The following is a 23292-nucleotide window of genomic DNA, read 5'->3' as shown; positions in this document are numbered from 1 at the left end:
CGCTTTATCCGGATGTTAATGCGGCATCCGTAGTCGGACCATATCCGGCCAACCGCAAACGGACCCACGCGCGATGGACTTCCTGTTCCGCAACCGACTGTTCGGGGCGATCGTCGCCCTGCTGCTGCTCGCCGGGATGTTCGGCGTCGCCGTGCGCGCGGTCGCCCCGGACCCGACGCCCGCACCGCGCCCCACCGAGGACCCTCACGAGCGCTTCGCCCGCTGGGCCGCCGAAGATCCGGCGCCGCCCGCCGACGAGCCCGACGCGGACGGCAAGAAGCGCTACGAGGTGCGGGTCTACGAGAACGGCCGCGACGTCACTGCGCAGGTCGGCGACCTGCCCGACGGAGCGTCGGCGCAGCCTGCCGGCCAGGCCTACGGCCAAGGCCCCGGACAGACCCCGCCGCCGCAGTGACCGGCGCGCGCTAGTCGCGCGCGCGCGGCGTGTCGTCGTCGATGCCCTGCTCGCCGTAGAGGCCTTCCTCGTCGTCGTCGCTGCGCTCGCCGCGATAGGCGTCCATGTCGATACGGCCCGAGGTGACCATCTGCTTCATGTGGTCGACGATGTCGGGGGTGTCCGAGCCCGGCTCGTCGCCGAGGCCGCCGCCGGCGCGCTCGGTCTCGCCATCCTCGCCGAACACGCTGGTGGCCCGGCCGATCGCCTCGTCGGCGAGCGTCTGGGCCTGTGCGTCCTCGTCGTCCTGCTCGGCGTTGTGCGCCTCGGGCGCGAGGTCGCGCTCGTCGAAATTCTCGCCGGCGTCGTTGCTGGCGGTGTCGATCGGTTTGTTGCCGGACATCGGTGTCTCCTTCGTGCGGAGACTACGCCCTGCCGGCAGGCCCGTTCCCTTCAGCGGGTCGGGACCGGCGCTTCGCCCGAATAGTCGTAGAAGCCCCTGCCGCTCTTGCGCCCGAGCCAGCCCGCCTCGACGTACTTGGCGAGGAGCGGCGCGGGGCGATACTTCGAATCGCCGGTGCTCGCGTGGATCACGCGCATGATCTCGAGGCAGGTGTCGAGCCCGATGAAGTCGGCGAGTTCGAGCGGACCCATCGGGTGGTTGAGCCCGAGCCGGCAGCCCTTGTCGATGTCGGCCACGCTCGCGGTGCCCGAGCCGAGCACGAAGCACGCCTCGTTGAGCATCGGCACCAGGATGCGGTTGACGATGAACCCCGCCTCGTCCTCGGACTGGACCGCTTCCTTGCCGAGCCGCGCGACGAAGTCCTTCACCGCCGCAACCGTCGCCGCCGAGGTGGCGAGGCCGGGAATCACCTCGACCAGCTTCATCACCGGCACCGGGTTGAAGAAGTGCACGCCGATGAACCGCGCCGGATCGGGCGAGGACACCGCCATCCGCGTGATCGGGATCGAGCTGGTGTTCGAGGCCATGATCGCATCGCCGCGCAGGACCTTGCCCGCGGCGTCGAAGATGCGGTGCTTGATCTCCTCGCGCTCGGTCGCCGCCTCGATGATCAGGTCGGCTTCGGCCATCGGCGCATAGTCGCCCACCGGCGCGATTCTGGCGAGCGCGTCGGTCGCCTCGCCCTCGCCGATCTTGCCCTTCTCGACAAGCTTCAGCAGGCCCTTGGTGATCTTCGCCTTGGCCCCTTCGGCCACTTCGAGGCTGACGTCGGAGAGCAGCACCCTGATCCCGGCCTGCGCCACGACTTGCGCGATGCCCGCGCCCATCTGCCCCGCGCCGATCACCGCAACCGTCTGCATCGCCCGTGTCCTTTCGTTCGATCGGCGCGCGGCTTAGCTTTGCGGGCGGGGAATGACAATCAGCCGCGCGAGGCGCCCGGAACCCACAGCGGATCGTTGCCGGCGTTGATCGCGCGGGCGAGCACGAACAGGTAGTCCGAAAGCCGGTTGAGATAGCCCAGCGCCGCCGGGTTGACCGGCTCGGCCTGCGCCAGCGCCACGCCGGCGCGCTCGGCGCGGCGCGCGATCGAGCGCGCGAGGTGGACTCGCGCCGCCGCTTCGCTGCCGCCCGGCAGGATGAAGCTGGTGAGCGGGGGAAGGTTCTCGTTCAGAGCATCGATCGCCTGCTCGAGCCAATCGACCTGGCCCTGCACGATGCGCAGCACCATCTCGGAGGGCGTGAAATCCTCTCCGGGCGTGGCGAGGTCGGCGCCAAGGTCGAACAGGTCGTTCTGGATGCGGCGCAAGTCGCGCGTGGTGGCGTCATCGGTCGCAACCGCAGCCAGGCCGATCGCGCTGTTGAGTTCGTCGACCTCGCCGATCGCCTGCATCCGTGCATCGCACTTGGCGCGGCGCGAGCCGTCGACGAGGCCGGTCGTGCCGTCATCGCCGGTGCGGGTGTAGATCTTGTTCAGCTTTACCATGCAGCAGCGCCTAGCGCCGTTCGGATCAGCGCGCCACTGCCAGCAGGATGGCGACGACCGCGACCGCGAGGCCCTGGTACTTGATGCGGTTGAACATCATCTTGTTCTGCAGGACCTGCATCTCCTTGATGCCTTCGTCCCCGCGCTCGAGCCCTTCGCGCGTGGTGTTGAGGAACGCGACGATCCCCCGCACCAGCGAATAGACGGCAAGACCCATGAAGATGAGCAGGAGCGGGATGAGGACGTAGGTCATGCTTCGAGAAGTAGGGTGTCGGCAAAGGAAATGCCAGTGTCCAAAAGACCATGGCGCAGTTCCGCGGCGACCGCCCGTCCGTCCTCGCCCGCCCGCCGCCGTTCGGCGAGCGCCGGGGCATCGCGCCGCTTGGCGAGCTTGCGTCCGTCCGCTTCGACCAGCAGCGCATGATGGTGCCAGACGGGCGGCTCGATCCCGAGCAGCGCCTGGAGCAGGCGATGGACGTGCGTTGCGTGGAACAGGTCGAGCCCGCGGGTGACGCAGGTGACCCCGTCGGCGGCATCGTCGATCGTCGCGGCGAGGTGGTAGCTGGCCGGCGCGTCCTTGCGCCAGAGCACGACGTCGCCGAACATCTCGGGGCGCGCCTGCTGCTCGCCGCGCCGCTCGTCGGTCCAGGTCAGCGGCCCGCACAGGTCTGTCGCCTGCTCCATGTCGAGCCGCCAGACGACGCCGGGGCCCGGCGCGATCGGGCGGTGCAGGCAGGTCCCGGGATAGACCGGGCCGTCCGGCCCCATCCGCCGCGCCGCGGCGGCGATCTCGGCCCGGGTGCAGCGGCAGGGATAGATGAGGCCCATCGCGCGCAGCGAATCGGCCGCGTCGCGATAGGTGGCGATGCGCTGCGACTGCGGCGCCACCTCGCGGTATTCGAGGTGCAGCCAGTCGAGGTCGCGGCGAAATTCGTCGGCGAGTTCGGGCCGGCTGCGCGTGCCGTCGATGTCCTCGATGCGGAGCAGGAACGCGCCGCCGCGCGCTTCGGCAATGTCGTGCCCGACGATCGCCGACCAGGCATGGCCGAGATGGAGCGGGCCGTTGGGGCTGGGCGCGAAGCGGGTGACGGTCACCGGGTCACGCTAGACCGGCGCGCGGCACAAAGCAAAACGGCTGCCCCAAGGTTCAGGACAGCCGTGTCGATGCTTTCGTGCCGGGCACCGCGGCACGCTCAGACGAGCGTGGCGGTGAACATCATGCCGCTGACGCCAGCGGCAACGATGATCGGCAGGACATAGGAAACGATGCTGCGCATGGTGGTCCTCCTGTTGAAGGCACTTCCAGGCATCTCCCCGTTCATCGGCGCCGGCAGGGTGGTGGATTGCAGGAGCTTGCTGAACGAGGCCGCAAATACGCCGTTTGACGTATGCTGCAAATGCGAAGCAGGCCCACGCGATTGCAGGAAACGCAATTACCGCCGTGCAACCGTTCGCGCCGGCGTGATCGTCGCGTCTGGACAGCCGGAGCCGCGCTCATTATCGGCCAGCCATGAGCATCCAGCCCTCCGAATCCATCCTCATCGTCGACTTCGGCAGCCAGGTGACCCAGCTGATCGCGCGCCGCGTGCGCGAGGCCGGCGTCTACTCCGAAATCGCGCCGTTCACCCAGGCCGAGGCCGCGTTCCACCGGATGAAGCCCAAGGGCGTGATCCTTTCGGGCTCGCCGGCCAGCGTGCCTGCCGAGGGTTCCCCCCGCGCACCGCAGGTGCTGTTCGATTCCGGCCTCCCGATCCTGGGCATCTGCTACGGCCAGCAGGTGATGAGCGAGCAGCTCGGCGGCAAGGTCGAACCCGGCGATTCGGGCGAATTCGGCCGCGCCTTCCTTACCGTCACCGAGCCCTGCGTGCTGTTCGACGGGCTGTGGAGCGCGGGCGAGCGCCACCAGGTGTGGATGAGCCACGGCGACAAGGTCACGCAGTTCGCGCCCGGCTTCCGCATCGTCGCGGTTTCCGACGGCGCGCCCTTCGCGGTGATCGCGAACGACGAGAAGAAGTACTACGGCACGCAGTTCCACCCCGAAGTGGTCCACACCCCAGATGGCGGCAAGCTCATCGCCAACTTCGTGCGTCACGTCTGCGGCTGCACCGGCGACTGGACGATGGCCGAGTTCCGCAAGACCAAGATCGCCGAGATCCGCGAGCAGGTCGGCGACAGCCGCGTGATCTGCGGCCTGTCGGGCGGCGTCGATTCGGCGGTCGCGGCGGTGCTGATCCACGAGGCGATCGGCGACCAGCTGACCAGCGTCTTCGTCGACCCCGGGCTGATGCGCATGGGCGAGGCCGAGCAGGTCGTTTCGCTGTTCCGCAACCACTACAACATCCCGCTGGTCCACAAGGATGTCTCGGCGCTGTTCCTCGGCGGCCTTGCCGGGGTGACCGACCCCGAGGCCAAGCGCAAGTTCATCGGCAAGACCTTCATCGACGTGTTCGAGGCCGAGGCCCGGCAGGTCGGCGGCGCGGACTTCCTCGCGCAGGGGACGCTCTATCCCGACGTGATCGAATCGGTCAGCTTCACCGGCGGGCCCTCGGTCACGATCAAGAGCCACCACAACGTCGGCGGCCTGCCCGAACGCATGAACATGAAGCTCGTCGAGCCCTTGCGCGAGCTGTTCAAGGACGAGGTCCGCGCGCTCGGCCGCGAGTTGGGGCTGCCCGACGTGTTCGTCGGCCGCCACCCCTTCCCCGGCCCCGGCCTTGCCATCCGCATCCCCGGCGAAGTGACGCGCGAGCGCTGCGACATCCTGCGCAAGGCCGATGCGATCTACCTCGAGGAGATCCGCAACGCCGGGCTCTACGACGCGATCTGGCAGGCCTTCGCGGTGCTGCTGCCGGTCAAGACGGTGGGCGTGATGGGCGACTTCCGCACTTACGACAGCGTCTGCGCGCTGCGCGCGGTCACCAGCACCGACGGCATGACCGCCGACATCTATCCGTTCGACGCCGGCTTCCTGTCGCGCGTGGCGACCCGCATCGTCAACGAGGTCAAGGGCATCAACCGGGTGGTCTACGACTACACCAGCAAGCCGCCCGGCACGATCGAGTGGGAGTGAGGCCGGAGCGATGAAGCCCCCCGCCTGGCGGCTCGAGCCCGCGATCTATCCGCACAGCTGCCTGATCCAGACGCGCTACACCGACGAGGACCTGCTGCGCCACGTCAACAACATCGCCGTGGCGGGCTACTACGACGAAGCGCGCTCGCGCTTTTCGCGCGCGATCTTCCAGGCGGCGAACGCCGCGGGGGGCGAGACGCTGGGCGCGGCGCAGGGGCGCGGCCGCATCGTCACCGCCGACAGCCGCTGCAGCTACCTTGCCGAAGTGTTCCACCGCGACGATCAGCCGGTCGAGATCCGCACCGGCATCCTGCGCATCGGCACCGCCTCGTACGAGCTCGGCCAGGCGCTGTTCCAGGACGGGCGCTGCGCAGGCCTGTGCACGACGACCTTCGTCCAGGCCGACGCACAGGGAGCCTCGCCCCTTTCGCCGGCGATGCGCGCCGTGCTCGAAGCGCACCTGATCCCGGCGCCCGATGGCGCCTGACACCGCGACCGTCGCGCCGGCCACGGCCGCGGACGAGGAGGCGATCGTGGCGCTGTGGCAGGCGGCGGGCCTGACCCGCCCGTGGAACGATCCGGTCGCCGACTTCCGCCGCGCGCTTGCGACACCGGCTTCGGACGTGCTCGTCGCGCGCATCGGCGGCTCGCTCGCGGGCGCGGTCATGGTCGGCGACGACGGGCACCGCGGCTGGGTGTACTATCTCGGCGTCGATCCGCAGCGCCGGCGCCGCGGGATCGGCGGCCAGCTGATGGCCGGCGCCGAGGACTGGCTCCGGCGGCGCGGCTGCGACAAGATCATGTTCATGGTCCGCAACGACAATCTCGCGACCAAGGCGTTCTACGCAGCGCTCGGCTACGAGGAGAACGCCGTGGTCACGATGGGCCGCAGGCTCGACGATCAGGGACGCGGGCGCAGCCGGTCGTAGGCGCTCGGCGTGGTATCGGCCGAGAACCGGTAGGAGGAGGCGGTGACCCCGCCGCGCAAGTCGTCCTGCGCATAGATGCAGGTGCCGGGATCGCCCCCGGCCGCGCCCACCGCCACCATCAGCGGGATGAGATGGTCTTCGCGCGGGTGCGCCTCGCGCGCGGCCGGGGCGTCGGCCCACTGCCGCAGCAGCGCTTCGCGGTCCCTCGCCGGAACGCCCGTCAAGGCGTGGCGCAGCCAGGCTTCGAAGGCCGCCGAAGGTGCGCGCGCGCTGGGATCGAAGCGCCGCAGGTTGTGCCAGGTGAGGCCCGAGCCGACGATGACCACGCCCTCTTCGCGCAGGGGCGCGAGCGCCCGGCCGAGCGCAAGGTGCGCCTCGACGTCGTAGTCGGCGCGCATCGACAGGCTGACCACCGGCACCCCCGCGTCCGGGTAGATCGGCTGGAGCATCGAGAACGTGCCGTGGTCGAAGCCGCGCGCGGGATCGGTCGCGATCGGGATGCCCGCCGCGGCGCCGAGGTCGACCACGCGCGCGGCGAGCTCGGGCGATCCCGGGGCGGGATAGGAGATGTGGTAGGTGTGCTCCGGGAACCCGTAGTAGTCGTAGACCATGCCCGGCTGCGCCGCGCTGGCGACGGCGAACCCCGGCTCCTCCCAGTGCCCCGAGACGACCAGAACGGCGCGCGGGGGCTCGGGCAGCATCGCGGGAATCGCCTGGAGCGAGGCTTCGAGCAGGGCAAAACCTTCGCGGAAAGGACCTTCCAGCCACGGCCAGGGCCCGCCACCGTGCGAAAGGAAGAATACCGGCTGCATCGTCATCGTGATCGTATCCCATCGAGGAAGCCCCGATCTAGGCATTCCTGACGAGTGCCATCAGCCGGAAACGCTCGATCGTCCGGTTCGACCGGATCGAACGATGCCTCCATGGCCAAATCGTAATCTTCCGCTCACGCAAGCGACCGACCCGCGGCCCTAGAGCGGGTCTCGACGGTGAGCAGCCGGCACGAATCGCAACGAGACGGTCCCCTGTTCCGATTCACAGCCGCTGGTTGCCCACCGTCACCTTTTTTTGGGCGCCAGCTTTCGGGGCGCTGCCTCCCCCAGCCCAGCCGTCGTTCAGCGCGGAGATATCCGCGCCAGCTCGGCGCGCAGTTGCTCGGCCGGGCGCGTCCCCACGACCCGCTCGAAGAAGCGCCGCGACCGTTCCGAGGCCTCGCGCCAGCGCGCCGGGTCCGACAGCGTCTCCATGCAGGCGGCAAGCGCCGCGCCATCGGGCTGGCACATCGTTTCGGCAAGTTCGGGCGCGAACGTGGCGGTGGCCGAGCGCGGGTGGACGAACCCGATCACGGGCAGCCCGAGCGCGCCGAAGTCGAGCACCCGCGACGGCACCGAATAGGCGCTGCGATGGTTCGTTTCGGGCGGCTGCGTCGGCCCCAGCATCAGCGCGAAATGGCAGGCCGCGAGCGCCTCGTCGCGCGCCGCGTCGGTCCGGGCGGGGCCGGCGAGCGTGAGCATGTCGCGCAGCGCCGGATCGAGCCGGCGCACGATCCCGCGCCATCCGATGTAGCGCCATTCGACCGCGATGCCGCGCGCGCGCAAGGCCTCGGTCGCCGCCTGCATCGCCGGCAGCCCGGCGGCGTAGGACCCGATGTCGCCGATCAACGCGACCCGCAGCCGCTGCGGATCGACCGGCGCGGCGGCGCGCACGGCGCTGTCGGGACGCATGAAGAACAACAGCTCGGCGTCGCTGCGCCCGCTGGCCTGCGCCATCTCGCGGGTCAGGCTGAGCACGCCCGCGGCATGGTCGATCAGCCAGGCGAGATCGCCACCGGGCTGCGGCGGGCCGTCGAGCATGTCCCACAAGTGGACGACGAAGGGCTTGCCGAGGATTTCGAGCAGGTGCCGCATCCGCGTGGCGTCGGCCCCGCCGATGGGCGCGACGTAGACGCTGCCGGTGGTGGCGGCGAGGCGCTCGACCACGCGTCGCCCGGCGCCGCTCAGCACATCCCCCCGCCACAGCGACAGCCCGAGCGCGCGCGCCGCGCTCGCCGCCGGACCGGGTCGGCGGAAGATCGCCAGCCGCGAGAGGACCGGGCGTTCGAGGCGCACCGAGCGCGCCGGGCGCTGCAGGGTCAGGTCTTCCCAGTAGAGGTGGCGGGCGTTGCCGATGCCGTTGCAGTAATGGATCGTCTGCACGCCGATGGCGGTGCGATTGGTCAGCGAAAAGCGGGTGATCAGCAGCGGCTGGACGTCGCCTTCCCGGTCGTTCGACGGCATGCTTCCTCAAGCCCCCCGGGCAATGATGACCAAAAATTCAGGTCGCGGCCACCGGCCTGTCCGACGGCCGGGGCTACACAAGATCGGTCGCGATCGATCCGCAAGCCCCGCACCGCCTTCGCGTGCGACTCTCGTCTTGTTGCAGTGCGGAATCAAGCGCCGACTTGTCGCATTCCGGGAATTGCCCATGTCACGCCCGATCTTCTTCGATCCCACCGGCCGCCGCAGACGCTGGACCCGCCGCCTCGCCTTCGGCACGCTCGCGCTGGTCGTCGCGCTGGCGGTGATCTTCGCCAGCACGGTCGTCGCCGTCCCGCAGGCGCGGCCGCTGCCGCTCGGCTTCGAGCGCATGGCCCCGCTTCCGCTCAAGACGCAGGTCGGTCGCCTGTCGCATCGCCTCGCCGAGCTGCTCGGCGGACGCCACGCCGCCGCCGCGCCGGGCCGGCCGCTGATGGTCGGGTTCTACACCTCGTGGAGCGACGGCAGCGCGCAGGTCCTCGCCCGCCACGTCGGCCAGCTCGACTGGATCGCGCCGACGCTGATGTCGCTCGACCACCAGGGCCGCCTGACCGTGACCGACGATGCGCCGATGCGGCGCGTGCTGGCCGGCGCGCTGCACCGGCCGCTGGTCGTTCCGGTCCTGCAGAACGCTGCCGACGGCACCTGGGACGGCGCCGGCACCACCGCGGTGCTGGCCGCGCCGGCGCGGCGCCGCGCGCTGGCCGATGCGATCGCCGCCGCGCTCGACAAGTCGGGCGATGGCGGCGTGATGCTCGATTTCGAGAACCTGCCGCCCGCCGGCATCGCCGGCCTGCGCGCGCTCGCCGCCGATCTCCACGCCCGGCTGGCGCCCGCGCACCGCGTGGTCGCGGTGACGATGCCGATCGACAGTCCCGAATGGTCGGCGCGCGCGCTGGCGCAAGTCGCGGACAAGGTCGTGCTGATGGCCTACGACGAACACTGGCAGGGCGGCCAGAGCGGGCCGATCGCCTCGCAGACCTGGTTCGCCTCGCACCTCCTCGCCCAGTTGCGCGGGGTGGACCGCTCGCGCCTGATCGTCGCGCTGGGCAACTACGGCTACGACTGGCACGAAGGCCATGCCGACAGCCTCAGCGTCGAGGAAGCCTGGCTCGCGGCGCACGACAGCGGCGCCACCCCGGTGTGGGACAAGCAAAGCGGCAATGCCGGCTTCGCCTATACCGACGACACCGGCGGCAAGAGCGTTCGCCACGACATCTGGATGCTCGATGCCGCGGCGAGCTGGAACGAGATGCAGCTGCTCTCGCGCCTCGGCCTCGGCAACGTCGCGCTGTGGCGACTGGGGTCGGAGGATCCCGGCTTCTGGTCCGCGCTCGATGCCTGGCGCGCCGGTGGCTCGCATCGCCCCGCGCTCGGCGCGATCACGCAGGCCAGCAACGTCGATGTCGAAGGCGACGGGGAAATCCTGCGCGTCGACGCCGTGCCGCAGGGCGGCCGCCGCGACGTCGCCTTCGATCCGAAGTCGGGGCTGGTCACGGGCGAACACTACGTCAGCCTGCCCACGCCCTATGTCGTGCGCCGCACCGGCGCACGCCCCAAGCTCGTCGCGCTGACCTTCGACGACGGTCCCGACCCCACCTGGACGCCGCGGATCCTCTCGGTGCTCGAGCGCCACAACGTGCCCGCCACGTTCTTCGTGATCGGCGAGAACGGCGTTGGCAATCGCGGCCTGCTCGAGCGGATCGTCGCCGACGGCGACGAGATCGGCAACCACAGCTATACCCACCCCGACATGGCCGACGAAGCGCCGGCCGGCGTGAAGCTCGAGCTCAACGCGACGCAGCGCCTGATCGAGGCCTATACCGGGCGTTCGACCCGCCTGTTCCGCGCCCCCTACTTCGGCGACGCCGAGCCGACCACCGCCGACGAGCTCGACCCCGCGCTGATCGCGCAGCAGCAAGGCTACACCGTCGTCGGCCTCCACGCCGACCCCAACGACTGGAAGGTGCGGACCGCGCAGGACATCGCCGACGATGCGGTCGGGCAGATCGAGAACGCCACGGCCGAGCGCACCGCCAACATCATCCTGCTCCACGATGGCGGCGGCAACCGCGCAGAAACGGTCAAGGCCCTGCCCCAGATCATCGAGCGGCTCGAGGCGGACGGCTATCGCCTGGTCCCGGTCTCCACGCTCGCCGGGCTCGACCGCGACGCGGTGATGCCCAAGGTGGGCGGCTGGGACCTGACCGCGGTGCGCGCCGACGTCGCGATCTTCTCGATCCTGGCGGTGCTGCTGGTGGCGCTCAACTGGACCTTCTTCTTCGCCATCGCGCTCGGCGTGATCCGCGCGGTCGGCCTTGCCGGGCTGGCGCTGTTGCCCCAGCGCGGCAAGGCCCTGCCGCCGAGCGCTGCGGCCGACGCGCAGCCGCTCGTCACCGTGATCATCCCGGCCTTCAACGAGGAGCGGGTGATCGAGGCTTCGGTCCGGCGCATCCTCGCCAGCGACTATGCCGCGATGGAAGTGATCGTGGCCGACGACGGGTCGAAGGACCGCACCAGCGCGATCGTCGCGCAGGCCTTCGGCGGCGATCCGCGCGTGCGCCTGATGACCATGGCCAACGGCGGCAAGGCGCGCGCGCTCAACCGCGCGCTGGCCACCGCCAACGGCGAGATCGTCGTCGCGCTCGATGCCGACACCCAGTTCGAGCCGGCGACGATCGCGCGGCTGGTGCGCTGGTTCGCCGACCCGGCGATCGGCGCGGTGGCGGGCAATGCCAAGGTCGGCAATCGGGTCAACCTGGTCACGCGCTGGCAGGGCGTCGAATATGTCACCGCGCAGAACATCGAGCGGCGCGCGCTGACCCGCTTCGACGCGATCATGGTCGTGCCCGGCGCGGTCGGCGCCTGGCGCCGGGCGGCGCTCGATGCGGTCGGCGGCTACCCCGAGGACACCCTCGCCGAGGACCAAGACCTGACCATCGCGATCCAGCGCAAGGGCTGGCGCGTCGCCTACGACGAGGACGCCGTGGCCTGGACCGAAGCCCCCGAAACGCTGCGCGCGCTCGGCAAGCAGCGCTTCCGCTGGGCGTTCGGCACGCTGCAGTGCCTGTGGAAGCACCGTTCGATCCTCGCCGAACGCCGTCCTTCGGGCCTCGCCTTCGTCGGCATGCCGCAGGCCTGGCTGTTCCAGATCGCCTTTGCCGTGATCTCGCCGGTGATCGACCTCGCGCTCGGCGTCTCGATCGTCGGCACGGTGCTGCGCGTGCTCCAGCACGGCTGGGCCCAGACCCAGACCGACGTGCTGCGGATGGGGCTGTACTGGGCCGCGTTCACCGCGATCGACCTCGCCTGCGGCTGGGTCGCGGTGCGGCTCGATCGGCGCGAGGAGCGGTTCAGCCCGCTGCTGCTGCTGGGCCAGCGCTTCGTCTATCGCCAGCTGATGTACGGCGTGGTGATCCGCGCGATCGGCGCCGCGCTCGCCGGGCTCGGCATCGGCTGGGGCAAGCTCGAACGCACCGGCCGGGTCGAAACGCCTGCCGCGGGCGCAAGCCCGGCGACCCGCGCCGCAGCCGGTTCAGCGCGGTAGCGACAGCGTCGCCGAAAGCCCGCGCTGCCCCTCGGGCCCGGCGGCGTCGCCGTCGCCGAGCACCAGCGCCCCGCCGTGGAGCCGCGCCACCGCCGCGACCATGGCGAGGCCGAGGCCGCCGCCCGGCCGGGTCCGCGCGTTGTCGAGCCGGACGAACCGCTCGACCGCGCGCGCCCGGTCGTCGGGGGCGATGCCCGGCCCGTCGTCGACCACCGTGATCTCGCCCCCGGCATCGACCCGCCGGGTGCGCACGACGAGGTGGCGCCCGCCGTACTTCATCGCGTTGTCGATCAGATTGGCGAGCGCGCGCGAGACCAGTTCGCGATCGGCCACCACGCCCGCCGGCTGGAGTTGCGCCACCAGGGTGACGCCTTCCTGTTCGGCGAGCGGCTCGTACAGCTCGACGAGATCCTCGGCGAGCGTGGCGAGGTCGAGCGGCGCGCGGCGGTCGGCCACCGCGCCGCCTTCGAGCCGGCTCAGCTCCAGCGCGGTCTCGAGCATCGCGCGCAGGGCGTCGGCATCGGCGCGCGCCGCCTCGAGCGCATCGAGCGCCTGCGGCTCGCCGACCAGCGCGCTCGCCCGCTCGATCGCGGCGGTCAGCCGCGTGACCGGCGAGCGCAGGTCGTGCGCCAGCGCGCCCGAGACCGCGGCGAGTTGCGAGACCAGCTGGTCGATCCGCTCGGCCATCAGGTTGATCTGGCGGCGCAGGTGGTCGAAGCCGTCGCCGGTCTCGGCGCTGGGCAACCGCGCACCGAAATTGCCTGAGGCAAGCTCGGCGGCGGTCTCGGCGATCTCGTGGGTGCGATGGCTGATGACGAGGCCGAGCAGCGCGGCGCTCAGGCTCGCGAGGACCACCGCCACGGCCGTGGTCACGCCGATCGCGGTGGCGAAGGCGAGGTCGAAGCGCCGGTCGCTGTTACTGGCGACCCCCACCACCAGCGTCTCGCCGTCGGGCAGCCGTCCGGCAAGGGCAAGGCCGTCGGTGGGCAAAGTGTCGGCCCCGTGCATGACCTTGACCCGCACCGGGCGCGCGCCCACCGGCACGCGCGGCACTTGCGACAGGTTCGACAGCACCGGGGCCTCGGCGCCGCCGGTCAGCGCGACGAAGACCGTGGGGTCGGCCGCGCTCCCCCGCCGCGACAGGATGAAATCGGCAAGCTCGCCGCGCCCACCGTCGTAGTAGGCGGCGAGCATGTCGTCGCGCACGTCGACCACCTGCCGCACGCGATCGGCCTGCACCACCTCGACCAGCTGGGTGCGCAGGAAGAAGATCGCCGCCGCGTTCGAGAACAGCTGGAGCACGAAGACGGCGCCGACCAGGCGCACCATCGTCGGCGAAAAGCGGCGGCGGACGAACGCGGCGGGCACCGGGGCCGGCTCAGTCGGCGGCGAGGCGATAGCCGGCGCCGCGCACGGTGTGGAACAGCGGCATGTCCTCGCCGTCGTCGATCTTGCGGCGCAGACGGCTGATGTGCACGTCGATCACGTTGGTGCCGGGATCGAAGTGATAGTCCCACACCGCCTCGAGCAGCATGGTGCGGGTCACCACCTCGCCCTGGTGGAGCATCAGGTACTCGAGCAGGCGGAACTCGCGCGGCTGCAACGCGATCTTGCGCGTGCCGCGGCGGACCTGGCGGGTCAGGCGGTCGAGCTCGAGATCGCCGCAGCGCAGCGCGGTCTCCTGCACCTTCTGCTGGTGCGCCCCGCGCCGCATCAGCGCCTGGACCCGGGCAAGCAGCTCGGCGAACGAGAACGGCTTGCCGAGGTAGTCGTCCGCGCCCGCGTTGAGCCCGCCGATGCGATCGTCGGTGCTGCCCTGGGCCGAAAGCATCAGCACCGGCGTCGCCACCTCGGCCGCGCGCAGCGCGCGCAGCACGGCAAGGCCGTCCATCGCCGGCAGCATGCGGTCGAGCACGATCACGTCGAACTGGCTGTCGGTGGCAAGGAACAGCCCGTCGCGGCCGTTGTCGGCGCGGTCGACGGCAAAGCCCTGCTCGGAAAACCCCTGCGCCACGTAGTCCGCGATCTTCGGATCATCCTCTACCAGCAGGATCCGTCCGCTCATCCCGTTCGCCTTCGTTCATCGCCGTGTGGACATGCCCGGACCGCTCGTCGCAGGAGCCCCCCGATGCGCTCTAATCGTGGATCGGACGGCGCGCCAGACCACATCGGGGTCAGAACGGATGCGCGCCGCCGCCCGGTCCCGCGCCCGGGCCGACGCCCGATCCGCCCATACCCGATCCGCCCATACCGGGGCCACCCGACATCGTCACCGGCGCGCCGGCGGGCAGGCCGCCCGCGATGCCGCCGGTATAGCCGAAGCCCTGCGGCAGCGAAGGCCCCATCGGCCCGCGCGGTCCGACCGGTGCTGCATCCTCGGCGCTGGGAGCGGCGACCGCTGCGCTCGGCCCGGGTGGGACCGCCGCGGCGAGCGCAGGCGCATCGCCGGTGTCCGGCTCTGCCGCAGCCGATGGGCCCGCAGCGTCGCGCGTTGCGGCGCCACGCACGGTCCGCGCGGCGGCGGCCGACCCGGCGGGGGTGCCCTGCGCCGCCGCGGCGGCCAGCGCCACCGGCTGGCCGGAAGCGACCGGCGCTAAGGGCGCGGCCGTGTCCGCACCGGCGGGCGCCGGGGAGCGAACCTCGCCGGCGATCGCGGCAATCGGCGCGGTCGCTGCGTCCTGCTCGCCCCGGGGCAGCCCGACCAGCACGACGAGCGCGAGGCCTGCGGCCAGCGCCGCCACGCCGGCGCCGGCACGCCAGCGCAGGGCGTTCGCTGCGGCGGGCGGCGAACGGCCGGGCAAGGTTGCGGCAAGCGGGGCCGGCGGAAGCGAAGTCGAAAGAAGGGAGGCCTGCGCCGCCAGCGGCGCCGCCGGCGCTGCGCCCGGAACCTGCGGGCGGCGGACCGCCTCGTGCGCGATCCGCGCGGCAAGGCCTGCCGGAACCTGCGGCGCGACCAGCAGGTCGAGCGCGCGATCGAGTCCCGATTCGGCGAGCGCGGGATTGGACGGCGGCGATCGCTTCACGCAGCCGTGCTCGCCGGCACGAGATCGAGGCAACGCACGTCGCGCTTCTCGAGAAGGTCGCGCATGTGGCGACGGGCGCGGAACAGCAGCGATTCCATAGCCTTGATATTGAGCTCCAGCACTTCGGCGGCAAGCGCGTTCGACAGGCCCTCGTAGTAGCACAGCACCAGCGCCGCGCGATAGCGTTCGGGCAGGTCGGCAAGCGTGCGGGCGACTTCGGCGCGCGCCTGCTCGGCCACGATCGCGGCGTCGGCGAGCGGGGCCTCGTCGACCTGCTCGGGCAGCTCGGGCGCCAGCACCACGCGGAAGCGGCGCTTGCGGTCGAAGCACAGGTTGATCGTCACGCGGTGGAGCCAGCCGACCAGTCCGGCGCCGCTCGGCTGCCAGCGCGGCGCCTGCTGCCACACGCGTGCAAAGGCTTCCTGCACCACGTCCTCGGCTTCTTGCGCATCGCCCAGCATGCGCATGGCGACGCGGTAGAGCGCGCCGACGTGGCGGTCGACGATCTGCGCGAAGGCGGCGGCATCGCCCGCAGCGACGCCGGCCATCAGCGCGGTATCGTCGGCGCGGGCGAGCGCGGGATCGGAGCGCCGCCGGCCCTGCGCACCGCGTTCGGCCGGGCGGCCGAGCGGCTCGGGGGGAAAGCTGCCTTCGCCGAGGACGTCGGCGTGGCGCTGGATATCGCCGTGGAACATCATGCGGCGGGTCTCTGGCAGTGGCGCACGCAAGTCTCCGTCCAACCCCCTTGATGGCCGTCTAGCTGGTCTCTGGCGCCTGAACCGAAAATTTACGAAACCGTCAGCCGCGGGCAATTTTTTTGGGGGCGCACGAAGGGGTCCGTGTGCTAGTCGCGTTGGTGCATGCGGAAGTCGTGCGGTGCCGCCCCCGGACCTGCCGTGCGATTTCCACCCCTTGTCTTGCCGGTCGCGCACAGTTTTCGCGCGGCAGGCCGACGAACTCCTGCGCCCGTGGACCGGTCTGGATTACCGGTCGCGGGCGCTTCTTGCCGGATGGACCCATGATGCTGCGTCTTCGTCACGATCGTTACCTTGCCTCGACCGCAGCGCGCGCGGTGATTGCCGCGGCGCTGGTTCCCGCCGGCCTGCTGGCCGCCGCCCCGGCGATGGCGGACACGACCATCTCGACCACCTCGACCACGCCGCTCGCCACCTCGAGCGCGGGCAACGTGACGATCGCCAGCGGCGGCAACCTCAAGATCCCGAGCGGCACCGCGGTCACCGTCGATTCCGCCAACACCGTCACCGTCGCCAGCGGCGGCACGATCACCGCGGGCGAAGGCGACAACGCAACCGGCATCTTCATTGCGCCGGTTGCGACGACGATCGGCAACGCCGGCACGATCATCGTCACGCAGACCTACTCGGTGTCCGATACCGACGGCAACCAGATCGCCGACGGCCCGCTCGCCACCGTCTCGAACCGCTACGGCATTCATGTCGGCGCCGGCGGGACGTTGACCGGGTCGGTCAGCAACAGCGGCACGATCACGCTCGACGGCCTCGATTCGGCGGCCATCGCGATCGATTCGACCCTTTCCGGCAGCTTCACGAACAGCGGCACGATCACCGTGATCGGCGACCGCAGCACCGCCATCCGCACCGGCGCGGTCACCGGCGACGTGACCGTCGGCGGCACCATTCAGGTCGCGGGCGCCGGCACGCAGCTGCTCGCCGTGGGCGGCGATGTCGGCGGCGCGCTCAAGATCAACGGCACGCTGCGCCAGGGCACCACGATCACCACCGACGCCGGCGCCACCCTCACCCTGCCCCGCAGCGCGCTGCAGAGCGGCGTCGCCGCGGTCGCGGTCTCGGGCAACGTCGCCAAGGGCGTGCTCGTCTACGCGCCCTCGTCGAGCTCGGCGAGCGACCAGTCGACCGGCGCGATCACCGCCTATGGCAACGGCCCGGCGCTGCTGATCGGCGGCGCCACCGACACCACCATCGGCGGCGGCACCACCAACCTCGGAACCTACTCGGTCGGCATCGACGGCGCAGTCGTCTCCTCGGCGTTCTATTCCGCGACCGATGCCTACGGCGTCGTCATCGGCGGCAAGGGCGGCGCGGTCACGCTGACCAACGGCATCGGGGTGAAGGGCTCGATCACCGCCAACACGGTCGATTCCTCGGCCGTCGCGCTGCTGATCAACGCCGGCTCGACCGCTACGACGCTGACCAACGACGGCACGATCAAGGCGGTCATCTCCTCGCCCGGCATCGGCGCATCCTACGCGATCCGCGATCTTTCGGGCACGCTGACGACGCTCAACAACACCGGCGACATCACTGTCACCGGGTCGAGCGAGGACAAGCTCGCCGCCATCGACCTTTCGGCCAACACCAGCGGCGTCACGATCAAGCAGTCGCTCAATTCGACCGACGCCGCCAGCCAGACCTCGGACAAGGCGGCGAGCGGCTACAACGTCGACAGCGCCACGGTCTACACCTCGATCACCGGCAACATCTACACCGGCTCGGGCAACGACACGCTCGACATCCAGAGCGGCAAGGTCACCGGAACGGCGTTCCTCGGCGCGGGCGACGACACGGTCAAGCTCGCCGACGACGCCAAGTACATCGGCAACATCGACTTCGGCAGCGGCACCGGCACCCTGTCGATGACCGGCAATTCGCGCCTGACCGGCAATGTCGTCGCCAATGGCCAGCTCACCACCGTCACGCTCGCCGACGGCGCGCGCTGGCTCGGCTCGGTCACCGGCGGTTCGCAGCTGACGGTCAATGTCAACGGCGGGACCTTCGGCGCCAACGCCACCGGCACGACCACGCTGCACGCGCTCAATGTCGGCGCCAACGGCACGCTGCGCGTCTACGTCGACGGCGCCACCGGCACCGCCTCCAAGCTGGTCGCCGATACCGCGACCTTCACCAGCGGCGCCAAGATCTCGGCCACCGTCTCCTCGCTCGCCAAGGCCGAGGGCACCTACACCGTGGTCAGCGCCGGCTCGCTGACCGGGGTCGACACGATCGACGCCTCGGCGCTCAACATGCCGGTGCTGTTCAACGGCACGCTGTCGCAGACCAACAACGACCTGCTGCTGACGATCTCGCGCAAGAGCGCCGCCCAGCTCGGCCTCAACGCCGCGCAGGCTGCCGCCTACGACGCGATCCTCGACAACGCCGGCGACTACAGCACGCTGCAGACGAGCCTGCTCCAGGTCGCCGACACCGCCGCGCTGCAGAGCCAGTTCAGCCAGCTGCTGCCGGTGTTCAACGGCGGCGCCTTCGACCTCGTCACGCGCGCCTCGCGGCTCGCCTCGCAGCACGTCTCCGACGATTCCTCGATCTTCACGATCAGCGATTTCGGCGGCTGGCTCGAGCCGATCTACTTCCGCGGCACGCGCCAGGCCGATGCCTCGGGCGCCGGCTTCAAGACCGACGGCTTCGGCATTTCGGCAGGGCTCGAGCGCCGCTTCGGCTTCGGCAACGTCGGCGCCTCGTTCCTCTACTTCTCGGGCAACGCCAAGACCGGCGACTACCAGAAGGTGAAGGGCTCGAGCTACGAATTCGGCCTGCACTGGCGCCTCGCCAGCGGCCCGTTCTACGCCTATGCCCGCGGCTCGTTCGCCAAGACCAACTTCAAGTCGACGCGCAACTTCACCGGCACCGTCTCGGGCAGCGACTTCGGTTATGCCGCGGCCGGCAAGTGGAACGGCAACCTCGCCTCGGCGTCGGGCGGCGTGTCCTACCAGCTCGGCTTCGGCAGCGGGTTCTCGCTCAAGCCCAAGGCGACGCTCGAATACTACCGCCTGCACGAGAACGACTATGCCGAAACCGGCGATGCCGCGATCGCGCTGACCGTGGGCAGCCGCAATTCGAGCGTGCTCAACGCCAACACCACGCTGGTCGCGGCGTGGAGCGCGGGCGAATCGAGCTACGAAGGCCGCCCCTTCACCGTCGAGCTCGAAGGCGGCCGCCGCAACCGCCTGTCGGGCGACCTCGGTACGCTCGCGGTCGAAACCGGCAGCGGCGGCAGCTACACGCTGACCCCGGAAACGCTCAAGTCGGCCTGGGTCGGCTCGCTCAGCATCCTCCAGGGCGGGCTCGACTACACCTGGAAGCTTTCGGGCGGCGCCGAAAAGATCCAGGGCGGCGGCATGGCCTACACCGCGCGCGCCTCGTTCAGCATCGCGATGTAATCAGCGGCTTCGGCCACCGGACCCGTGCAAGGGCGGCGCTTCACGGCGCCGCCCTTCTCGTTTCAGGCATAGGGCTGGAGCAGGTCGCGATACTGCCGCGGCTGGCTGCGCAGGTACTGGCTCGGGGCCGAAACCTGCGCGCCGAGTTCGGCGGCGACGTGCCAGGGCCAGTGCGGATCGTAGAGCATCGCCCGCGCCACCGCGACGAGATCGGCATCGCCGGTCGCGACGATCGCCTCGGCCTGCTGCGCTTGCGTGATGAGGCCGACCGCCACCACCGGAATCGACACCGCCTGCCGCACCGCGCGCGCCAGCGGCACCTGGTAGTTGGGGCCGACCGGGATCGCCTGCGCGGGATCGAGCCCGCCGCTCGAGACGTGGATCGCCGCCGCGCCGCGCGCTTCGAGCGCCTTGGCGAAGGCGATCGTCTGGGCCTCGTCCCAGCCGCCTTCGATCCAGTCGCTGCCCGACACGCGCACGCTGACCGGGCGGTCTGCCGGGAAGGCCGCGCGCACCGCGTCGAACACCTCGAGCGGGAAGCGCATCCGGTTCTCGAGGCTGCCGCCATAGTCGTCCGTCCGCCGGTTAGAAATCGGCGAGAGGAACTGGTGCAGCAGATAACCGTGCGCGGCGTGGATCTGCACCGCGTCGAGCCCCAGCCGCGCTGCCCGCTTCGCGGCATCGGCAAAGGCGTCGCGGATACGCTCGAGTTCGGCCCGGTCGAGTTCGACCGGGGGATTTTCGTCCTCGCCATGCGCGAGCGCGGACGGCGCGACGGTTTGCCAGCCATTGGCGGCGTCGGGTGCGATCTGCTTGCCCCCGTCCCACGGCCTTGCGGTCGATGCCTTGCGCCCGGCGTGCGCCAGCTGGATGGCAATGGGCATCGGCGAGTGACGACGCACGGCGGCGAGCGTGCGCGCCATCGCCGCTTCGGTGGCGTCGTCCCACAGACCCACATCGGCGTAGCTGATTCGCCCCTCGGGCAGCACTGCGGTGGCCTCGATCGTCAGCAGGCCGGCGCCCGACAGGGCAAGCTGGCCGAGGTGGATCGTGTGCCAGTCGGTCATCTGCCCATCCTCGGCAGAATACTGGCACATCGGCGCAATGACGATGCGGTTGGCGAGGGTCAGGTCACCCACGGTGACGGGCTCGAACAATCTGGGCTTGGGCATGACGGGCAAACTCCCTCGGGGACCATGTGATCCGCGATATGGGGTCGCCCCGCCGCATTGCAGCGCGGCCCGAGCTCAATCCTTCTTCTGGGCGGCAAACCACGGCTTCATCCGCGCGATCGCTTCCTCGACCAGCGGGGTCGAAACCGCGAAGCTCATGCGGAAGTAGCGGCGACCTTCGACCGGATCGAAGTCGATCCCCGGCGCGGTGCACACTCCGGTGTCGCGCACCAGCCGCTCGCAGAAGGCGAGGCTGTCGTCGGTCAGGTGGCCGATGTCGGCCCAGATGTAGAATGCGCCGTCGGGCGGGGCGATGCGCTGAAGCCCCAGCTCGGGCAGCGCCGCCAGCAGCAGGTCGCGGTTGCGGGCATACGTCGCGACATGGCCTTCCAGCTCGTCGCGGCAGTCGAAGGCGATCAGCCCGGCGTGCTGGGCCAGCGACGGCGGGGTCAGGAACAGGTTGCCCATCCGCGCCATCGCCTGCGTCACCAGCGCGGGCGGCACGATCAGCCAGCCGAGCCGCCAGCCCGCCATGCTGAAGTATTTCGAGAAGCTGTTGACGATCAGCGCCTCGGGATCGAGCCCGGCGACTGACAGCGCCGGCTCGCCGTAGGTGATGCCGTGGTAGATCTCGTCCGAGACCAAGCGGATCCCGCGCGCCTTGCACACCGCCACGATCCGGGCCAGCTCGTCGGCGGCGATCACCGTGCCGGTCGGGTTGGCGGGGCTCGCCAGGATCACGCCGTCGGGCGCGGGATCCACCGCCTCCAGCGCGGCGGCAGTGATCTGGTAGCGCTCGTCCGGCCCGCACGGCAGCTCCACCGGCTCCATGAACAGCGCCAGCAGGTTGTTGCGATAGGCGACGTAGCCCGGCCGCGCGATCGCCACGCGCGCGCCGGGATCGAACAGCAGCGACAGCGCCATGACCAGCGCCGGCGAGGCGCCGTTGGTCAGGATCACCTGCTCGGGCGCGATCGTCGCGCCGCAGGTCTCGGCATAGTGGCGCACGATCCGCGCCTTCAGCGCATCGCTCTGCCAGTAGCCCATCGGGTCGTTGTCGAGCACGCGGTGCGCGGCGGCGATGGCCGCGGCCGGCGCGCCGGTCGATGGCTGGCCGAACTCCATGTGGATGACGTCGCGCCCTTCGGCCTTGAGCCGGTGCGCGATGGTGGAGATCGAGATGGCGTGGAACGGTTCGAGGATCGCGGGCATGCGCGCTCCTAGCAACCGGGACCGCGCGGTTCAAATCCGCGATGCGATACGCGCGCTTACTTAGTCAAGTGATTGACAGGCAGGCGCGGTCATGTCCCAATGCCGCCAGACGCCGGCTCGAACCAGGCGCATCAAGGAGAGGTCCATGTCTGCTGATTCCCATACGGCAACGCCACCGCCTTCGACCGGTATCGCCGCCGCCATCACCTTCGCCGCCGTCGTCCTGATCGCCGGGTTCATCGCGATCGGCACCGCGCTCCACCTTCAGCCGCTCTACGCCGGGTTCACCCTGCTGTGGTTCTGGTCGAGCGTCGATGCGAGCGACATCAAGAAGCTGCCCGCCGCCGTGATCGGTGCGCTGGCCGGCACCGCCACCAGCTACCTCGTGCAGTACGGCACGGTTACCGGCAACGCCGCGCTGGTGTTGCTCGCGCTCGGCATCATCGTCGTTGCGCTGTTCATGGTCATCGCCCAGCGCCTGCCGCTGGTGTTCAACGCCAGCTACATGCTGTTCGTGACCGTGATGAACGCGCCGCTGATCCAGGCGGGCGAGAGCTTCGCCAACGTCTTTGCCTCGATCGCGCTGTCGGCGCTCTACTTCGGCGGGATATTCTTCGTCGGCGCAAAAGTCATGGCGAGCCGCGCCGCGCGCGTCGCCAACGCCTGACATCCACCAGCTACCACCCTGCCGGGCGGGGCCTGCTCCCGCCCGGTCCTTTTGCGAGAGACCCCTGATCCCATGCTGCTCTATGACCACCCCTTTTCCCCTTATGGCCAGAAGGTGCGCATCATGCTGCGCGAAAAGGGGCTGGCGTTCACCCAGAGCCTGCCGACCGGCATCGGCGCGGGCAACAATGAAGACTATGCCCGGCACAACCCGCGCATGGAGGTTCCGGCGCTGGTCGTCGACGAGGCGCACACGCTCTACGATTCGAGCGTGATCCTCGAATATATCGAGGATGCCCATCCCGAGCCCGCGATGCGTCCCGGCGACCCGCTCGAGCGCGCGCGCTGCCGGATGATCGAGGAAGTCTGCGACACCCATTACGAAGCGATCAACTGGGGCCTGGGCGAAGTGCGCTTCTTCGGCCGCGGCGCCGACCGGCCCGACGATTTCCGCGCCGTCGCGCAGAAGGACACCGCGCAGTTGCAAGGCTGGCTCGCCGGCCACCTCCAGCCGAGCGGCTGGCTGTCGGGTGCCGACTTCGGCTGGGCCGATATCTGCGCCGCGCCCTACGTGATGATGTCGGGCATCTTCGGCTTCGCGCCCGAGCGAGGCACGCCGCTGTCCGACTGGCTCGAGCGCGTCCGCGCGCGGCCTTCGGTCCAGGCGACGTTCGACGAAGCCAGGACCCAGGTCGAGCCGATGGGCCAGGTCGCCGCGCTGCTCGACGCCGGCCTGTTCAAGCGCCAGTACCGCGACCACCGGCTCGAATGGATGATCCGCGCCGGCGGCATCGACGTCGTGACGCAGGGCCTTGCCAAGGACAACATCCGCTTCACCGACCTCGCGCGGTTCAACGCCTAAAGT

General features: G+C 70.4%; 22 protein-coding genes. 8 read left to right on the top strand and 14 right to left on the bottom strand.

Features of this window, described 5'->3' with window-relative positions; translation table 11 throughout:
* The first annotated feature begins 73 nt into the window (after window positions 1–73).
* Window positions 74–415 (top strand): hypothetical protein, encoded by a 342-nt coding sequence (locus K3A85_RS05500; RefSeq protein WP_225205478.1) that lies wholly within the window; start codon window positions 74–76, stop codon window positions 413–415.
* Window positions 416–425: 10 nt separating this feature from the next.
* On the opposite strand, the gene K3A85_RS05495 is transcribed toward K3A85_RS05500, so the two are convergent.
* The 6 genes from K3A85_RS05495 to K3A85_RS05470 all read right to left on the bottom strand — a co-directional run bounded on the left by K3A85_RS05495 (window position 426) and on the right by K3A85_RS05470 (window position 3737).
* Window positions 426–797 carry a hypothetical protein gene (locus K3A85_RS05495; protein ID WP_225205477.1) on the bottom strand — a complete coding sequence of 124 codons (372 nt, stop codon included), beginning with the start codon at window positions 795–797 and terminating at the stop codon, window positions 426–428.
* 50 nt (window positions 798–847) lie between these two features.
* Entirely contained in the window at window positions 848–1717 is an 870-nt protein-coding gene (locus tag K3A85_RS05490; protein WP_225205476.1) for a 3-hydroxyacyl-CoA dehydrogenase NAD-binding domain-containing protein, read from the bottom strand.
* A 59-nt stretch (window positions 1718–1776) separates the two neighbouring features.
* A complete protein-coding gene (locus tag K3A85_RS05485) occupies window positions 1777–2340 on the bottom strand; it encodes a cob(I)yrinic acid a,c-diamide adenosyltransferase (RefSeq protein ID WP_225205475.1) in 564 nt (187 codons plus the stop codon).
* Window positions 2341–2365: 25 nt separating this feature from the next.
* Entirely contained in the window at window positions 2366–2593 is a 228-nt protein-coding gene (locus K3A85_RS05480) for an HIG1 domain-containing protein (RefSeq protein WP_225205474.1), read from the bottom strand.
* On the bottom strand, window positions 2590–3435 hold the full coding sequence (gene gluQRS, locus K3A85_RS05475; protein ID WP_225205473.1) for a tRNA glutamyl-Q(34) synthetase GluQRS: 846 nt from the start codon (window positions 3433–3435) through the stop codon (window positions 2590–2592). The genes K3A85_RS05480 and gluQRS overlap by 4 nt, the downstream gene beginning before the upstream one ends.
* 98 nt (window positions 3436–3533) lie before the next feature.
* Window positions 3534–3737, bottom strand: coding sequence for a hypothetical protein (locus K3A85_RS05470; RefSeq protein ID WP_225205472.1), 204 nt, complete (start codon window positions 3735–3737; stop codon window positions 3534–3536).
* A 113-nt stretch (window positions 3738–3850) separates the two neighbouring features.
* Between K3A85_RS05470 and guaA the strand changes: the two genes are divergently transcribed.
* From guaA to K3A85_RS05455, 3 genes are read left to right on the top strand one after another with little or no spacing between them, the layout of a single operon-like run.
* A complete protein-coding gene (guaA, locus tag K3A85_RS05465; RefSeq protein ID WP_225205471.1) occupies window positions 3851–5410 on the top strand; it encodes a glutamine-hydrolyzing GMP synthase in 1560 nt (519 codons plus the stop codon).
* Window positions 5411–5420: 10 nt separating this feature from the next.
* The gene (locus K3A85_RS05460) at window positions 5421–5897 is read left to right on the top strand and encodes an acyl-CoA thioesterase (RefSeq protein ID WP_225205470.1); all 477 of its coding nucleotides are present in this window, start codon (window positions 5421–5423) and stop codon (window positions 5895–5897) included.
* Window positions 5887–6339: a GNAT family acetyltransferase gene (locus K3A85_RS05455; RefSeq protein WP_225205469.1), complete on the top strand. Its 453-nt coding sequence runs from the start codon at window positions 5887–5889 to the stop codon at window positions 6337–6339. The genes K3A85_RS05460 and K3A85_RS05455 overlap by 11 nt, the downstream gene beginning before the upstream one ends.
* On the opposite strand, the gene K3A85_RS05450 is transcribed toward K3A85_RS05455, so the two are convergent.
* Entirely contained in the window at window positions 6312–7157 is an 846-nt protein-coding gene (locus K3A85_RS05450; RefSeq protein ID WP_318248066.1) for a DODA-type extradiol aromatic ring-opening family dioxygenase, read from the bottom strand. The genes K3A85_RS05455 and K3A85_RS05450 overlap by 28 nt on opposite strands.
* Before the next feature lie 297 nt (window positions 7158–7454).
* Entirely contained in the window at window positions 7455–8615 is a 1161-nt protein-coding gene (locus K3A85_RS05445; protein WP_225205468.1) for a glycosyltransferase family protein, read from the bottom strand.
* Window positions 8616–8802: 187 nt separating this feature from the next.
* Between K3A85_RS05445 and K3A85_RS05440 the strand changes: the two genes are divergently transcribed.
* Window positions 8803–12180 (top strand): glycosyltransferase, encoded by a 3378-nt coding sequence (locus K3A85_RS05440; RefSeq protein ID WP_225205467.1) that lies wholly within the window; start codon window positions 8803–8805, stop codon window positions 12178–12180.
* Here K3A85_RS05440 and K3A85_RS05435 read toward each other — a convergent pair.
* The 4 genes from K3A85_RS05435 to K3A85_RS05420 all read right to left on the bottom strand — a co-directional run bounded on the left by K3A85_RS05435 (window position 12169) and on the right by K3A85_RS05420 (window position 15898).
* On the bottom strand, window positions 12169–13548 hold the full coding sequence (locus K3A85_RS05435) for a sensor histidine kinase (RefSeq protein WP_225205466.1): 1380 nt from the start codon (window positions 13546–13548) through the stop codon (window positions 12169–12171). The genes K3A85_RS05440 and K3A85_RS05435 overlap by 12 nt on opposite strands.
* A 10-nt stretch (window positions 13549–13558) precedes the next feature.
* Window positions 13559–14245, bottom strand: coding sequence for a response regulator transcription factor (locus tag K3A85_RS05430; RefSeq protein WP_225205465.1), 687 nt, complete (start codon window positions 14243–14245; stop codon window positions 13559–13561).
* A gap of 109 nt (window positions 14246–14354) precedes the next feature.
* Window positions 14355–15203 carry a hypothetical protein gene (locus tag K3A85_RS05425; protein ID WP_225205464.1) on the bottom strand — a complete coding sequence of 283 codons (849 nt, stop codon included), beginning with the start codon at window positions 15201–15203 and terminating at the stop codon, window positions 14355–14357.
* On the bottom strand, window positions 15200–15898 hold the full coding sequence (locus K3A85_RS05420) for an RNA polymerase sigma factor (protein ID WP_225205463.1): 699 nt from the start codon (window positions 15896–15898) through the stop codon (window positions 15200–15202). Before K3A85_RS05420 ends, K3A85_RS05425 begins: the two co-directional genes overlap by 4 nt.
* 326 nt (window positions 15899–16224) lie before the next feature.
* Here K3A85_RS05420 and K3A85_RS05415 point away from each other — a divergent pair, with 326 nt between their 5' ends.
* The gene (locus tag K3A85_RS05415) at window positions 16225–19377 is read left to right on the top strand and encodes an autotransporter outer membrane beta-barrel domain-containing protein (RefSeq protein ID WP_225205462.1); all 3153 of its coding nucleotides are present in this window, start codon (window positions 16225–16227) and stop codon (window positions 19375–19377) included.
* A gap of 62 nt (window positions 19378–19439) precedes the next feature.
* Here the strand turns inward: K3A85_RS05415 and K3A85_RS05410 are convergent, their stop codons facing one another.
* Both K3A85_RS05410 and K3A85_RS05405 read right to left on the bottom strand, forming a co-directional pair.
* The gene (locus K3A85_RS05410) at window positions 19440–20549 is read right to left on the bottom strand and encodes an NADH:flavin oxidoreductase/NADH oxidase (protein WP_225205461.1); all 1110 of its coding nucleotides are present in this window, start codon (window positions 20547–20549) and stop codon (window positions 19440–19442) included.
* 75 nt (window positions 20550–20624) lie between these two features.
* Window positions 20625–21761 (bottom strand): pyridoxal phosphate-dependent aminotransferase, encoded by a 1137-nt coding sequence (locus K3A85_RS05405; protein WP_225205460.1) that lies wholly within the window; start codon window positions 21759–21761, stop codon window positions 20625–20627.
* Between the two features lie 145 nt (window positions 21762–21906).
* Here K3A85_RS05405 and K3A85_RS05400 point away from each other — a divergent pair, with 145 nt between their 5' ends.
* Window positions 21907–22428, top strand: coding sequence for a hypothetical protein (locus tag K3A85_RS05400; protein ID WP_225205459.1), 522 nt, complete (start codon window positions 21907–21909; stop codon window positions 22426–22428).
* 72 nt (window positions 22429–22500) lie between these two features.
* Window positions 22501–23289: a glutathione S-transferase family protein gene (locus tag K3A85_RS05395; RefSeq protein WP_225205458.1), complete on the top strand. Its 789-nt coding sequence runs from the start codon at window positions 22501–22503 to the stop codon at window positions 23287–23289.
* Window positions 23290–23292 lie beyond the last annotated feature (3 nt).

The sequence above is a fragment of the Novosphingobium huizhouense genome (assembly GCF_020179475.1).
Classification (GTDB): Bacteria; Pseudomonadota; Alphaproteobacteria; order Sphingomonadales; family Sphingomonadaceae; genus Novosphingobium; species Novosphingobium huizhouense.
The sequence above is the reverse complement of the archived record's forward strand: the minus strand, read 5'-3'. Positions and strand labels throughout refer to the sequence as shown.